12 protein-coding genes, 1 tRNA gene, 1 pseudogene and 1 other annotated feature are annotated in these 15,002 nt (G+C 43.5%); of the genes and pseudogenes, 13 read left to right on the top strand and 1 reads right to left on the bottom strand.

The genetic code is table 11. The features are described 5' to 3' along the window. Nucleotides 1-125 precede the first annotated feature (125 nt). The 11 genes from BN3261_RS12310 to BN3261_RS12260 all read left to right on the top strand — a co-directional run bounded on the left by BN3261_RS12310 (nucleotide 126) and on the right by BN3261_RS12260 (nucleotide 12,239). On the top strand, nucleotides 126-1,682 hold the full coding sequence (locus tag BN3261_RS12310) for a sugar ABC transporter ATP-binding protein (RefSeq protein ID WP_059086397.1): 1,557 nt from the start codon (nucleotides 126-128) through the stop codon (nucleotides 1,680-1,682). After that, nucleotides 1,670-2,710, top strand: a complete 1,041-nt coding sequence (locus BN3261_RS12305) for an ABC transporter permease (protein ID WP_015526625.1) — start codon at nucleotides 1,670-1,672, stop codon at nucleotides 2,708-2,710. Before BN3261_RS12310 ends, BN3261_RS12305 begins: the two co-directional genes overlap by 13 nt. Continuing rightward, nucleotides 2,707-3,732, top strand: a complete 1,026-nt coding sequence (locus BN3261_RS12300; protein WP_059086396.1) for an ABC transporter permease — start codon at nucleotides 2,707-2,709, stop codon at nucleotides 3,730-3,732. The genes BN3261_RS12305 and BN3261_RS12300 overlap by 4 nt, the downstream gene beginning before the upstream one ends. Nucleotides 3,733-3,816: 84 nt before the next feature. Continuing rightward, nucleotides 3,817-5,073 carry a sugar ABC transporter substrate-binding protein gene (locus BN3261_RS12295; protein WP_015526623.1) on the top strand — a complete coding sequence of 419 codons (1,257 nt, stop codon included), beginning with the start codon at nucleotides 3,817-3,819 and terminating at the stop codon, nucleotides 5,071-5,073. Between the two features lie 138 nt (nucleotides 5,074-5,211). Beyond that, the gene (locus tag BN3261_RS12290; protein ID WP_059086395.1) at nucleotides 5,212-5,961 is read left to right on the top strand and encodes an alpha/beta hydrolase family protein; all 750 of its coding nucleotides are present in this window, start codon (nucleotides 5,212-5,214) and stop codon (nucleotides 5,959-5,961) included. Between the two features lie 240 nt (nucleotides 5,962-6,201). Further along, nucleotides 6,202-7,572, top strand: a complete 1,371-nt coding sequence (locus BN3261_RS12285; protein WP_015526621.1) for a putrescine aminotransferase — start codon at nucleotides 6,202-6,204, stop codon at nucleotides 7,570-7,572. 178 nt (nucleotides 7,573-7,750) lie between these two features. Then, nucleotides 7,751-8,095 carry a P-II family nitrogen regulator gene (locus BN3261_RS12280; RefSeq protein WP_059086394.1) on the top strand — a complete coding sequence of 115 codons (345 nt, stop codon included), beginning with the start codon at nucleotides 7,751-7,753 and terminating at the stop codon, nucleotides 8,093-8,095. A 144-nt stretch (nucleotides 8,096-8,239) separates the two neighbouring features. Then, complete coding sequence (locus BN3261_RS12275; RefSeq protein ID WP_059086393.1) at nucleotides 8,240-9,646, top strand: APC family permease; 1,407 nt, start codon at nucleotides 8,240-8,242, stop codon at nucleotides 9,644-9,646. 529 nt (nucleotides 9,647-10,175) lie between these two features. Continuing rightward, nucleotides 10,176-10,576, top strand: a sequence feature (most likely nonfunctional fraction of RNA operon). Nucleotides 10,577-10,821: 245 nt separating this feature from the next. After that, nucleotides 10,822-10,894: transfer RNA gene (locus tag BN3261_RS12270), tRNA-Asn, on the top strand. A 208-nt stretch (nucleotides 10,895-11,102) separates the two neighbouring features. Then, nucleotides 11,103-11,672, top strand: coding sequence for an NUDIX hydrolase (locus tag BN3261_RS12265; protein WP_021652971.1), 570 nt, complete (start codon nucleotides 11,103-11,105; stop codon nucleotides 11,670-11,672). Nucleotides 11,673-11,678: 6 nt separating this feature from the next. Next, complete coding sequence (locus tag BN3261_RS12260; RefSeq protein WP_015526817.1) at nucleotides 11,679-12,239, top strand: flavin reductase family protein; 561 nt, start codon at nucleotides 11,679-11,681, stop codon at nucleotides 12,237-12,239. A gap of 92 nt (nucleotides 12,240-12,331) precedes the next feature. Here BN3261_RS12260 and BN3261_RS12255 read toward each other — a convergent pair whose 3' ends face one another. Further along, a complete protein-coding gene (locus BN3261_RS12255) occupies nucleotides 12,332-13,153 on the bottom strand; it encodes a Cof-type HAD-IIB family hydrolase (RefSeq protein ID WP_059086392.1) in 822 nt (273 codons plus the stop codon). A gap of 273 nt (nucleotides 13,154-13,426) precedes the next feature. Between BN3261_RS12255 and BN3261_RS18290 the strand changes: the two are divergent. Both BN3261_RS18290 and hydF read left to right on the top strand, forming a co-directional pair. Then, nucleotides 13,427-13,531: pseudogene (locus tag BN3261_RS18290) on the top strand (sugar O-acetyltransferase); the annotation flags it as partial. A 107-nt stretch (nucleotides 13,532-13,638) separates the two neighbouring features. Next, entirely contained in the window at nucleotides 13,639-14,940 is a 1,302-nt protein-coding gene (gene hydF / locus BN3261_RS12250; protein WP_059086391.1) for a [FeFe] hydrogenase H-cluster maturation GTPase HydF, read from the top strand. Nucleotides 14,941-15,002 lie beyond the last annotated feature (62 nt).

Below are 15,002 nucleotides of genomic sequence, written 5' to 3'. Positions count from 1 at the left end.
GACTAAACCGATGAAAAAATTGAATTTCAATTTTCATCGGTTTTTCTTATTATACTAATAAATACTTCGTAATGATCGGATTTGTTACTCAGAAAGATGAACTGACATTGGCGGAGGTGTCATTCATGGGAAAGGAGATAAATATGAGCAGTGGAGTAAACAGCACGGGACAGACATATGCTCTGGATATGCAGAAGGTTTCAAAACGTTTTCCAGGTACACTGGCTGTTGATAAGGTAGATTTCCGTGTGAAAAAAGGTGAAGTGCATGCTCTGATGGGAGAGAATGGTGCGGGAAAATCAACTCTGATGAAAATGCTGAACGGTTTGTTTAATGACTATACAGGAGATATCTACATTAACGGAGAGAAGAAACTTCTCCATTCCCCGACAATGGCCAAGGAAGCAGGAATCGGAATGGTATATCAGGAACTTTCTCTTGCAAGAAGAATTTCCATTTATGAGAATCTTCTGGTGGGAAGACTTCCGAAGAAAGGTATTTTTGTAGATAAGAAGAAAGCAATTGAGGAGTCAAAGAAACTTCTTGCAAGAGTGGGACTGGATTATATTGATCCGACTATGGATGTTTCTGAAATCAGCCAGTGCGAAGCACAGCTTGTCGAGATTGCGAAAACTCTTGGCTTTAATCCATCCATTATTGTTATGGATGAGCCCACATCCGCTCTTTCCAGCGACGAGGTTGAACGCCTTTACAAGATCATCCGTCAGCTGAAGGCAGAGGGGCTTGCAGTGGTTTATATTTCCCATCACCTGGCAGAGATCTTTGAGATCGCAGACAATGTTACAGTTATGCGAGATGGTAAGCTGGTAGGCTCCTGTGCAGTAGCTGATACGAATCCGGACAAGCTGGTTGAGATGATGGTAGGAACTCCTGTAAAGAATTTCTATGAGAACCATAAATCCATGGTACAGGATGAAGTTGTACTGAAGGTTGAAGATTATACACACTGGGGATTTTTCCATCATGTAAACTTCGAGCTTCATAAGGGTGAAGTACTTGCTATCTGCGGACTGGCCGGGGCAGGAAGAACAGAGATCGCAAGAGCACTGATCGGTGTGGATAAGGCCGATGGTGGAAAAGTCTATATACATGGAAAAGAGACGCATTTCAGGAACTTCGGAGAAGCTATCGCCGGAGGACTTGGATATCTGACAGAGGATCGAAAAGTCGTAGGTCTGGCACTGAACCAGACAGTTGGTGATAATGTGACCTCCTGTATTATTGATCGGAATTCCAACGGTATTTTCTACAATCAGAAGAAACTGAACGGACTGATTGATGAGAAGATCAATGAGATGAGCGTTTATCCGGCAGACAGAGACCATCTGGTAAACAGCTTCTCCGGTGGAAACCAACAGAAGGTGCTGATGGCCAAATGGCTGGCAGCAGGTGTTGATATCCTGATCCTGGATGAACCTACACGAGGTGTTGATGTTAATGCCAAGCAGGTTATCCATAATGTAGTTAAGGATTATGTATCAAAAGGCAATTCCGTAATTCTTCTTTCTTCTGACCTTCCGGAAGTTGTGGGACTTGCAGACAGAGCAGTGATCTTACGTGAAGGACATACGATCGGAATGATCCGGAAAAAAGATATGACGGAAAATTCAATACTGATTGCAGCTAATGGGGAGGGAGAGTTCGTATCATGTCAGAAGTAAATAAAAATGGAAATACTGCCGCTCCAAAGGTAGATACAAGAAAAACAGAGATCAACAAAGCCAGCCTGATCTTTAATCAGCTTGGCATCTGGATCATTGTTGCAGGACTTATCATTCTGGGAATGATCATTTCGAAAGGACAGTTCTTCGGAAAAAGTAATATCCAGTCTATTCTGGAAGCAGTAGCCCTGACCGGTATGGTCTGTGCAGGACTGTTCTACGTTACATATTCAGGAAACATGACAGATATGTCTGTGCCGATCACAATGGCATTCGGCGGAGTTATGGCAGTACAGTGCATTAACTTCGGTTTTGTGGGATCTATTATTGCAGGACTTCTTGCAGGTGCCCTGATCGGTCTGATCAACGGTTTCATGATCGGTAAGATGAGAGCCAACGCCATCATCTGGACACTGGCGGTAAATCTTTTGATATCCGGTGTCATACGAGTAGTATGGCAGGGAAAAATGCTCTACGCAGAGGATATCGCGAAAGAGAGCATGCAGTCATCTGCTGAAAAGTTTTACGCGATTTCCAGAACCTATATCGGTGGAGCAATCTCCCTGATGGCAATCGTTATGCTGGTTATGTTTGTGATCTCATGGGTGATTCACACAAAAACAGCATTCGGACAGAAACTGAAGATCATCGGTACCAATTATGAAGTAGCGAAATTTTCAGGAATCAACTGTACAAAACAGATCATTATCGCATATGTGATCAATGGTCTCTGCAGCGCAACAGCTGGTATCTTTTATGCAGCTCTCAGAAAATGTGCTTCCTACGAAAACGGAACCGGTTATGATTTTGATGCTCTGACTGCGATCCTTCTGGGTGGCGTTTCCCTGAACGGTGGAAAAGGAAGTATTGTTGGAACCTTCGGTGGTGTTCTTGCTTATGGTATCCTCAACAATATTCTTTCCTGGATCGGTCTTGGGACATACACCAAGTATCTTGTCCAGGGTATCGTATTCCTGTTCATCGTATGGTTAAACACACATTCAAACAGAAAGTTGGGTAAAGCATGATGGAGAAGAAATTTAAGCTGAATGCAGCAATGATCAACAAAAACCGCGCATTTTTATTACTTGCGATCGTACTTTTCTGTGGACTGTTTGTGGACAATTTCTATACAGCCTACAATATCCGGGCAGTAACAGGTAACGGAAGTCTTGTTATCTGGCTGGGACTTGGATTTACTATCGTCCTCATTGCAGGGCATATGGATATGACAGTTATGTACATGTCAACCTTTGCAGCACTTCTTACACTTGGGCTTCACAGCAACCAGAAGCTTCCGTGGGCAATCTGCATTCTCATCGGTGCTCTGATGGGTGTTGTAAACGGCCTGATCATGGGACTGCTTGTTACAAAGCTGAAGATCCACGCATTTATCGCAAGTATCGGTATGCAGCTGGTTCTCAAGGGAATCATGTATGTGTACTGTAACGGAAGTGAGCTGAGTATCGGAAGAGATTATGATCTGAATGAGAAGCTGAATAATCAGCTGCTTCCATTTCTTCCATTCTCAACGTACTTTATTATCACAACACTTTTTGTAATCCTGGTAATTGTAATTCTTCGTTACACAAGACTTGGAAGAAATATCCATATGGTAGGTGGCAATGCAGAGACAGCATGGCTTGCAGGTATCCACAGTGACCGTGTTGTAATAGCAGCATTTATCATTTCCGGACTTGCAGCAGGACTTGGCGGAGCATTGAACGGAATCTATTCCGGCGCGGCGAATGTAACCATGGGTGAAAAAGGAATCTCACCTTTCTATATGGCATTTACAGCAACTGTTATCGGTGGAACAGATATCTACGGCGGCAAAGGAAGCGTAGGCTGGACCTACATTTCTCTTCTGATGATCGCGTTCCTGAAATCTCTCTGTAAATCCACAGAGCTTCAGGTACTGGTTATCGGTGCAGCACTTGTGCTTTGCCTGATCTATGAGACAGTTGCAAAATACAATAAAGATAAGATCCTTGGACGTCGTCCGAATCTTCATCTGGAACATCTCAAAGAGATGAAAGGTGCAAAATAAGTAATGAAAAATAATAGGGGAAATTAAAAGCGGAGGGAGCTTTTAATAAAATAAAAACTATATAAGGTATAGGAGGAAGAAAACATGATGAAAAAGAGACTGGCGGTTCTGTTATGTGGTGCTATGTTGTTAGGTACGGGGTCTGTAGCATTTGCAGAGGAGAACACAGACGCCCAGGCAACTGAGGCAGAGGCAAGTGATGAGAGTGCAGAAGAGGAAGCAGTAGAAGTTCCGGACGCTGCAAAAGATTCTTACGACAAACTGCAGGAAGCAGAAAAAACATTAAAAACAACAGATGACCATCTCATGATGGAAGCACCGCTTAGCTTCGATGTTCCGGAAGTAGACGGAGATGCTGCATATTGTGAAGACAATTACGAAGAGACAGATGCCAATCACTGGCATTACAAAGAGTATCTTGACTGGGACGAGGCAAATGATGCAAAATTCCCGGAGTCACCGGCAGATGGACAGGAAGGCAAAAAAGTTATCCTGATCGTTCATGGTGCACATGCCTGGACAACATGCTACACAGAGGCTTTCCAGAAAGCATGTGATGCAGTCGGAATGGAAGTAACTGTTTATGATCCAAACTGGGATCAGGGAAATCAGGACAGCTACATTGACCAGGCGATCAACGAGCATCCGGATGCAATCGCATTGATTCCGCTTTCCGCTGACCATGCAACACAGCAGTTCAAGAAGATCACAGACGCTGGAATCCCGGCATTCTGTGTAAATACAACACCAGAAGCAGAAGCTATGAACTACATCATTTCCTACACTGGCCCGAATGACTGGTACCAGATGAGAACACTTGCCGATATGCTTGGCGAGAAGATGGAAGGCAAAGGAGGAGTTGCTTACATTACACATAACGTAGGTGGATCTCCTTACTATGCACGCTGCTATGGACCTATGACAGAGCTTGCTGAGAAATATCCGGATATCGAGACACTTGATATCCAGTCTCCTGGATTTGAGGCTTCCAAGGTTAAACAGGTCGTATCCGACTGGATCACAAAATATGGCGATAAATTAAATGCTATCGTTCTTGCAGATGACTCTGACCAGGCTATCGGTGCAGCTGAGGCTTGCGAGGCAGCAGGACGTGACGATATCGTAATCGTTGCAGCTGGTATCTCCAAACAGGGTCTTGATCTTGTAAAAGACGGAAAACTTTATGGTATGTCCTATCAGACCTGCCAGGGTGATGCTGGTCTTGCAGTTCGTACAATCTCCGAGTGGTTCTGTGGCATTGATGTAAACCGTGTAAACTATCTGAGAACAGACGTTGTTACTTCTGAGAACACAGCAGACTTTGAGCCGTGCCAGTGGTAATAAAAAAGAATAAACATGTCTGCTGATGCGGATGTCTGGATGCCGTCTCCTTTGAGGGAGGCGGCATTTTCAAACTGTGGATTGTGAAGAGCTTATGCAGCAGTGGCTTGTGTGGGCATGAATAATGGAGGTAATGGAATGAAAGCAGAAGAAGTTAGGATCTCCGAATGGGAAGGATATCAGAGAAAGGATTTTAAACTGGATGGCCATGAGTGTATCCTGGTCATGCCGAAAGAAGTGCATCCGGGAAAACCATGGGTATGGCGCGCAGAGTTTTTCGGAGCTTTTGATTATGCAGACAGAGCACTTCTTGAAAAAGGCTGGCATATTGCATATATGATGATCAGCGACATGTACGGATGCCCGGAATCCATAAGCCTTATGGAAATGTTTTATCAGTATATCACAGAGGAAGAAGGCCTTAATAAAAAAGCAGATCTTTTCGGCTTCAGCCGAGGCGGTCTTTATTCTGTCAATTATACGGTGAAAAATCCTGAAACGATCTCCACGCTGTATCTGGATGCGCCGGTTATGAATGTGACGAGCTGGCCGGGAGGATATGGAGCAAGTGAGCGTTATTCGAAAGAATGGGAAGAGTGTAAGGCAGTTTATCATCTCACAGATGAGAATGCTCTGGAGTTTAGGGGGAATCCTCTGGACAAAATGCCTCAGCTTCTTAAAGCGGGGATCAGGATCATGCTGGTAGCGGGTGCGGTTGACAGTGTTGTGCCTTATCAGGAAAACGGTGCCAATCTGGTCAGATATTATGAGGAAAACGGCGGCCAGATCAAAGTGATCGTAAAACCGGACTGTGACCATCATCCGCACAGTCTGGAAGATCCTGCACCGATCGTAGAGTATATTGCAGATAATTTCGAGAGAAACTGAGAAGAGATATACTTAAAAACAAGTATGCCTACCAGAAACTAATCATAAACAGCCAGAAATTAAGAATTGTACACATTGGCTGACCGGGGTACAATATAGGCAATTCAAAAAACAATTAAACGAAATGCAAAGGCGCATTTGTTGTAGAAATACAGCGAATGCGCCTGTTTTTTTACCAGAATGAACGCAGGATGCAGAGGCAGATCGCGGGATGATTTTCAGAAAGAGAGGGAATGTATTATGGCAAAGAGCGAACAGGTAATCAAAGATCTTGATAGAGTGATCGGACTGATCAACACAGATATGAAAGATATTCCGGCAGAGGAGAAAAAACAGATGGTGGCAGATACCATCGATCATTTTGACAACTATGTAAGCCCGGGCTGGCTGAAATACCGTAAATCTGTTTCTTCTGACTCTGAGCAGGGTGCAGTTCTTGAGTGGCAGGATGAAGGAGCTTATTGCTATGGACTGAACGGAGAAAAATTTATCGACTGTCTTGGCGGCTTCGGTATTTACACCTGTGGTCACAGAAATCCGGAGATTCTGAAAACCGTAAAAGCGCAGCTTGATCATCAGGCACTTCATTCTCAGGAACTTCTTGATCCGCTTCGTGGATATCTTGCAAAAGCACTTGCAGATATCACACCTGGCGACCTGCAGTACTGCTTCTTCACAAACGGCGGTGCAGAGGCCGTTGAGATGGCTCTGAAGCTTGCACGTATCGCAACCGGCGGAAGATGGTTCATTTCCACAGTAGGTGCTTTCCATGGCAAGAGCATGGGTGCAATCTCCATGGGTGGTAAAAGTACATACCGTACTCCTTATATTCCGATGGTACAGCAGGTACAGCATGTGCAGTATGGTATTGCAGATGATGTAAGAAAAGCGATCAAGAACCTTCAGGCAGTTGGAGAGAAGGTTGCCGGTGTGATCCTTGAGCCGATCCAGGGCGAGGCTGGCGTTATCGTTCCTCCGGCAGGATACCTTCAGGAGGTTCGTGAGATCTGTGATGAGACAGGTGTGGCGCTGATCTTTGATGAAATCCAGACAGGTATGGGACGTACCGGTACAATGTGGAGATGTGAGGCAGAGGGTGTTACACCGGATATCATGACATATGGTAAAGCTTTCGGCGGCGGTATCATGCCGATCACAGGTATCATCTGTAAACCGAAGATGTGGGTTCAGGATCTGATCGACAACCCATGGCTTCTTGGCTCTCCTACATTTGGCGGAAACCCGGTATGCTGTGCAGCAGCTATCGCAACTATCAAATATATGCTTGAAAATGATATCCCGGGTGTCTGCAAAAGTAAAGGTGAGATCCTGAAAGCAGGACTTCAGAGCCTTGCGGAAAAATATCCTGAGATCATCCAGGAGGTTCGTGGTACAGGTCTTATGCTTGCAGTTGAGTTCCATACATGTGAGCTTGGCTATGAGACTGCAAAGGGTCTGTTTGCAAGACGTGTCATGACAGCAGGAACACTTGTTAATGCGAAAACCATCCGTTTCGAGCCTACAGCTGTTATCTCCGAACAGGATATCAAGGATGTTATCTCCAGAATGGACGAGGCTCTTGCTGATACAAAGAAAGAACTTAATGTATAAGATAAGACAGAATTTTACAGAGAGTATTTTTTATGCGGAAAGGCATCGGCTTAGCTGGGCTGATGTCTTTTCTGAATGAATTACAAAGCATTTATATTGATGGATATGCTGCAGAGATAGACGTGAATATCTGAGTTAATGATCAATGTATTTTTTCAGAAAGGGATGATATTATAAGATGAGCTTATGCAGAATAGAAGTCATCACAAGCCTTGCAAAATTTTCCAGCCTGAAATCTGCACTTAGTAAAGCCGGTGTCAGAGGTATGACTGTTATGCAGGTGCTTGGATGTGGCGTTGAAAAAGGTACCCGTGAGTACGAGGTGGATGAAAATTACGAGATGGAGCTCCTTCCGAAGCAGCAGATCAGTGTTGTGGTAAAAAAGGAGCAGGTGGATAAGATTGTGGAAGTGATCAAGCATGAGCTTTATACTGGGCATATTGGCGATGGCAAAATTTTTATCTACGATATTGATAATGTGATCCGTGTAAGAACGGGTGATGAAGGTGTAGATGCTCTGTAAAGGGTAAGCAGAGAATCGTGATGGCAGGCGAGGGTGTCCGCAGATAAAGCGGAACTTCGCCTGTTTCTATGTTGTCTGTTTTGGGCTGCTAAACGAATGCGGATCGCGAATATCCGTCTGACTTATTGGGAGGTGACTGGGATTATGAGTGAAGATAAGAAATTAGGGCTGGGAAGTGTTGTATCTATATCAGTAGGGTTGGTCATTGCCACCAGCTGTCTGGTCTCACTGGGGCAGGGTGCAGGTACGGTTGGTGTTGTGTTTATTTTTTCCATGATTATTGCGTGTCTTTTGAATATGACTACGGTGGCTTCGCTTTCGGAGTTGAATGCCATTATGCCGAATACGACGGGTGGCCTGGCGCAGTATACGCTGGCATGTCTGGGGCCTTTTCCCACGCTGATCTCCATGGTGGGCGGTTATCTGCTCTGTAATATTTTGTCCTCTGGTGTGGAGGCTTCGATTTTTTCCTATGCGATGGCGCAGACGATCAAGCTGCCGGTTCCCAGTATTGCGTATACGCTGATCATGACCATTGTGATCATGATCGCAAATCTTCGTGGTGTGGATATGTTTGCAAAGATCCAGGATCTGGTCGCGTTTCTTCTGGTTGGTTCCATGATCATCATGGGACTGATCGGTATGCTTAAGCTGGGGACAGGGCAGGTGGTTTCGCAGCCGTATACAATGGCCACGAAGCCTTCGGAGCTGTTTTCTGCTACAGCTACGGCGTTCTGGCTATTTATCGGGGCGGAGTATGTGATCCCGGTTTCCAAGAGTGTTAAGAATGCGAAGAGGAATGTTCCTCTTGGTATGATCATAGGTCTTGCTCTGATCTGTGGTGTGCAGTCGATCATGGTGTTTGGTTTTCATAATTATACGCCATGGCAGGAGCTTATGGATTCCCCGGCTCCGCATCTGCTTTACGGAGAAAATCTTCTTGGCAGTGCAGGTAAGATCTGGATGACTTTGGTGGCTGCGCTTGCAGTTGTGAGTACGCAGAATTCTACGGTGAATGGTCTGGCGAGTATCTGCCAGGGGATGGCGAAGATGAATATGATGCCGAGGATTTTTGCGAAGACGAATAAGCACGGGGTTCCCTGGTGTGGCGTTGTATTTGTCAGTGTGACGATTTTTATTTTTGCACTGATCAGTAATGATTCTTCTTCTATTATTTCGTTCCTGATCCTGGTGGGTTCGGTGTTCTGGATGATTTCTTATGTGCTGGCGCATGTGGATGTGCTGATTCTGAGAAAGCGGATGCCGAAGGTGCCGAGGAGCTTCAGGGTTCCTGGTGGGCCGGTGTTTCCGCTTGTTGGTATTGCGGGGACGTGTTATATGATCCTGAATATTTCTTCTGATCCGGTGGAGCGGAATATGATCTGGCTGGTTGTGGTGATCACTTTTGTGGTTCTGGCGGTTTATTCTTTCTGGTGGATCAGGACTAGGATGAAGATGCCGGTGTTTAAGAGTGTGCCGATCCAGAAGGTTATGGCGATGGAGAATGAGTTGTTTTATACGATCCGGAAGAGAAAGGGGATTTGGAGATAGTGTGGTGGAAGGACGCTGCTTTTATTGGCAGCGTCTTTCTTAATAAACGGGATAAACGAAATATTTTAAAAAAATTGAATTTTATGGTTGACAAGCATAACTCCCAGTGGTATTATAACTGAGCTGTCGCAAATAATTGTTTTTGAAAAACAAACAATTAAAAAGAATTTCAGAAAAATGAAATTCATAGTTGACAAAAGACAGAAGATATGATAAAGTATCCGAGTCGCCAACAAAGCGGCAACAAAATCTTAACTCAAAAATGTTTGAAAAAACTTAAAAAAGTGCTTGACAAACAAAAAGAGATGAGATAGAATAAACGAGCTGTCTGAGAGACAGACACAACAAACCTTGATAACTAAACAGTGAAACACATACGATTCTCGAAAATTTCTTTACATTTAAAGAACGGTTTAAACAAACCAAAAGCAGTAAAAACGAGAGATAGCCAAACGGTTGTCTTGAGTAAATGAATCAAACATTTTATCAGAGAGTTTGATCCTGGCTCAGGATGAACGCTGGCGGCGTGCTTAACACATGCAAGTCGAACGGGAATTACTTTATTGAAACTTCGGTCGATTTAATTTAATTCTAGTGGCGGACGGGTGAGTAACGCGTGGGTAACCTGCCTTGTACAGGGGGATAACAGTCAGAAATGGCTGCTAATACCGCATAAGCGCACAGGACCGCATGGTCCGGTGTGAAAAACTCCGGTGGTATAAGATGGACCCGCGTTGGATTAGCTTGTTGGCAGGGTAACGGCCTNGCCAAGTCCGGAAGGGATAAACGCTGAAGGCATCTAAGCGTGAAGCCCCCCTCAAGATGAGATATCCCATTCTTATGAAGTAAACCCCCTTGAAGACGACGAGGTAGATAGGGCAGAGGTGGAAGTGTGGTAACACATGGAGCTGACTGTTACTAATCGGGTGAGGGCTTGACCAAAAAGCCGAGGAAGCGGGCAGGATGTAACAGAAATGGGGCGGAACAAGCTTGCTTGTGGAGAACCATTTATGGTACAGACTGAACATTTGCGAAGCAAATGACATCGAACGACGGAGTCGTGAGATGACCACCGCTGGAGTATCGGTACGCAGGTTAGAATTGATTCAAAGAGTTTGATTAACGATCAACAGGCATGTATGTAGTTTTTAAGGTATAATCCTTAAATTAAATATTCCTCCTTAGCTCAGTCGGTAGAGCATGCGGCTGTTAACCGCAGTGTCGTTGGTTCGAGTCCAACAGGGGGAGTTTTTTTATGCCTGTAAACAAGGAATTGTTTACAGGTACTTTTTATATGTTTGTATAAATATCCGTTATATATATCGTAATATTTGACCGAATCAAGTAATCCTCTATAGAATGTTTTCTGATAACAGACTGGAAATTATTTCGAAATCATGCTAGAATGAAATTGGTTTGGTTAAGAAAGAATAATTTATGAGAAAGAAGCAAAAAAATGGAATTATTTGATATCATAGATGAAAACGGAAATCCCACTGGAAAGATTGTAGAACGGAGTATTGCTCACGCAGAAGGAATCCCTCATCGTACTGCTCATATCTGGATCATCCGTCGGAGGAATGAAAAAACAGAGATCCTTCTTCAGAAAAGATCCAGAAACAAGGACTCCTTTCCTGGAAAATTTGATACTTCATCTGCAGGTCACATACAGGCAGGAGATGAACCAATGGAATCGGCATTACGGGAACTGGAAGAAGAACTGGGAATCCATGCAGAATCAGCTGATCTGCAGTTTGCAGGAAAATTCCCCATATCTTTTGCCAGAGAATTTCATGGAAAAATATTCCGGGATGAAGAAATCGCTTTTGTTTATATCTACGATCACCCGGTAGAGATCGATCATCTTACACTTCAAAAGGAAGAAGTAGAAGAGGTACAGTGGTTTGATCTGGAAGAAACGTATCAGCAATGCAGTCAGCACAGAGATAAATTCTGTGTTCCGCTGGGAGGTCTGCAGCTTGTACGTCAATTTATAAAAAGTAACGGCAATACAATAAAGGAGTGAAAGATCATGAGAAAAGATTTCGGAGCAAAGCCTTACACTTATCCACAGCCGGTATTAATGATCGCTACATATGGTGAAGATGGAAAACCGGATGTTATGAATGCAGCCTGGGGAGGAATCAGCGATGATAAGGAAATTTCCATCTGTGTCAGTGAAAATCATAAAACAACTGAAAACATCCTGAAAAAAGGCGCTTTTACAGTAAGTATGGCAGATGTGGAGCATATGACAGCCTGCGACTATGTAGGAATTGTTTCCGGAAACAAAGAGCCGGATAAATTTGTAAAAGCCGGATTTACAGCAGAAAAATCTGAAAAAGTAGATGCACCTATTATCAAAGAGCTTCCAATCTGTATAGAATGTAAGCTGAAAAGCTATGATAAAGACACCTGCCGGCTGATCGGTGAGATCGTAAATGTCAGCGTGGATGAGAGCGTTCTGGATGAAAATGGAAACGTAGATGTTGCAAAAGCAGCACCGATCACTTTTGATCCGTTCAACAATGCATATATCCGTCTTGGCGAAAAAGTCGGCGATGCTTTTAAAGCCGGAACGGCACTGAAATAAATAATATCTACTGAAATACAGAAAGTCTCTTTCACAGGTACAGATAAAAAATTATCTTCTGGAAGAGACTTTCTATTTGTTATAAATATTCTTTAATTCAGAACTCCCAATTCTTTAAAGGCCTGAAAAATCCCGTCCTGATCATTACTCTTTGTTACAAAAGAGAAATGTTTTTGCAGCTCAGAAGGTGCATTTCCCATCAAAACTCCACATCCTACTGCCTCCAGCATTTCCAGATCATTATAATTATCTCCGAATGCAATAGTACTGGTAAGAGGGATTTTTCGAAGATCACAAAGATATTTTACAGCTTCCGCTTTGTTTATGCCGCCAGCCATGATCTCCAGAAGAGAATCGGAAGATCTTGCAATAGATAATTCCGGAAAATATTTGCGAAGAAGTGTTTCTGACGGTGACATATATTCAGAATCGCACATACACAGGATTTTATCTACCATAAGCGTATCTGAGAGAGACTGAAGGGATCCCTCTATAGAGGTAGTTTCCACAACCGTTTCTTCATGGATCACATGAGGGTCTGTCCGGTCTTTTACGATCCAGTCTTCTGAGGTAAAAACATTCCAGGTCACGTGAGGACATTTTTTTTCGATCACATCAATGATTTTGGAAGCGTCGGAAATGCTTATTCCTTTTTCGTAAAGGATATTTTGATTTTCATCCAGGATTAGTGCACCACTGAATGCAATGGTACAACAATGGAAATCATTTTTTTTAATAATAGGACGGATGCCGGAAGGGCTTCGTGCTGAAGAAATAGTAAACAGAACGCCCTGATCTGTCAAAGTATGAATGGCGGAACTAGTCAGCGGAGATACCACATGTTCTGAGGTTAGTAAAGTGCCGTCAATATCGCTGAAAACAGCCTGTGGCTTAAATGAAGATAATGGTTTCATATTCGAGATCCTTTCTGCAAAAGATGAGTATCGGTGTTTCTGCATATAAAAATAGCACATAAATAACAAAATAAAAATGTTTGTTTATGTTTTGTTCATGATATAATAAAGAAAATAGTGTTTAATTAAACATAATTATCTGGTTAATATATCTATGAATAAATCGCAAAGTGGAATGCGGATATCCGTTTTATTAGACAGAAAGAGGGATAAAACAATGAAAAAACAGGAAAAAGAACTTTCTTCCATAAAAAGACGGGAACAGATCCTTAAAATATGGCAGGGACTTATGTCCATTTTGGAAAAAATGTCTATGCCAACTTTAACCTGACACTGGTAGATGACAGCCATATCTACGTAGGAGACTACACTATGATATAAGAGTGGAAGGAATGTCCGGCTTTTGAAAAATCAAAAAGAAGCAGGTTGATAGGAACAGGAATGGATGAGGACCTGTCTGATGCTGAAAGAAAAGAGGATAAATTATGGGAATGAATGAAACACCGTCAGCAGACCGTGTACATATCGGTTTTTTTGGCAGAAGAAATGCAGGAAAATCCAGTATCGTAAATAAGGTGACAGGCCAGGAGCTGGCTGTGGTATCCGATGTAAAGGGAACTACTACAGATCCGGTAAGTAAGGCCATGGAACTACTTCCTATGGGCCCGGTGGTGATCATAGATACACCAGGTATTGATGATGAAGGACATCTTGGAGAACTTCGCGTCCGCAAGGCGAAACAGGTGTTGAATAGAGTGGATGTAGCAGTTCTTGTAGTAGATGCCACTGTGGGAAAAACCAGTGTGGATGAAGAATTGATCCATATTTTTAAAGAGAAGGAGATTCCATATCTGGTTGTTTATAACAAGGCAGATCTGCTGAAAACAAAAGATGGGAACCGGCTTTCTTCAGATAATAACTTAAACCGGAATATCCATGCGGGTGCGGTCAAAGAGAGCAGTGTCAGCCAGAAACAGGATCATGAAAACCAGAACACAGAGCAATCTATTTATGCCAGCGCCGCCACCGGTCAGAATATCTACGAATTGAAAGAAAAGATCGCTTCGCTGGCAGTAACGGATGAACTGAAATTGCGTCTGGTAGGGGATCTCCTTGAACCATCAGATTTTGCGATTCTTGTAGTTCCCATAGATAAAGCTGCACCAAAAGGGCGTCTGATCCTTCCGCAGCAGCAGACGATCCGTGATGTGCTGGAAGCCGGAGCAGCAGCCATCGTGATCAAAGAGGATGAGCTTTCCAATACACTGGAAACTCTGGGGAAAAAACCAAAGCTTGTGATCACAGACAGCCAGGTCTTTGCCAGAGTCAGTGAAGAAACTCCAGAAGACATCTGGCTTACTTCATTCTCTATTCTGTTTGCCAGATTTAAAGGAAATCTAAAGACAGCGGCAGCTGGGGCAGCAGCACTGGACCGGCTGAAAGACGGTGACAAGATCCTGATCTCAGAGGGATGTACCCACCACAGGCAGTGTGATGATATCGGAACAGTCAAGCTTCCACGCTGGATCCGTAATTATACGGGGAAAGAGCTGGAATTTGAGTATTCTTCCGGAAGAGATTTCCCGGAGGATGTGACGAAGTACAGTCTGATCGTGCATTGTGGCGGATGTATGCTTAATGAGAGAGAAATGCGTTACCGTCAGAAATGTGCATTGGATCAGGAGATTCCTATCACCAATTACGGAATTGCCATTGCGTACATGCAGGGAATCCTGAAACGTTGTGTGGAAATGTTCCCGGATGTGAGGAAAGAACTGGAACAGTAATTTTTTTCAGGTGTTTACATTTTTTCCGAAAAATGATATAGTAGCGATTGTTCATTTTATAA

This window comes from Blautia massiliensis (ex Durand et al. 2017), from assembly GCF_001487165.1.
Taxonomy (GTDB): domain Bacteria; phylum Bacillota; class Clostridia; order Lachnospirales; family Lachnospiraceae; genus Blautia_A; species Blautia_A fusiformis.
Note: the sequence above shows the minus strand (reverse complement) of the source record. Positions and strands in the feature narration are given on the sequence as shown.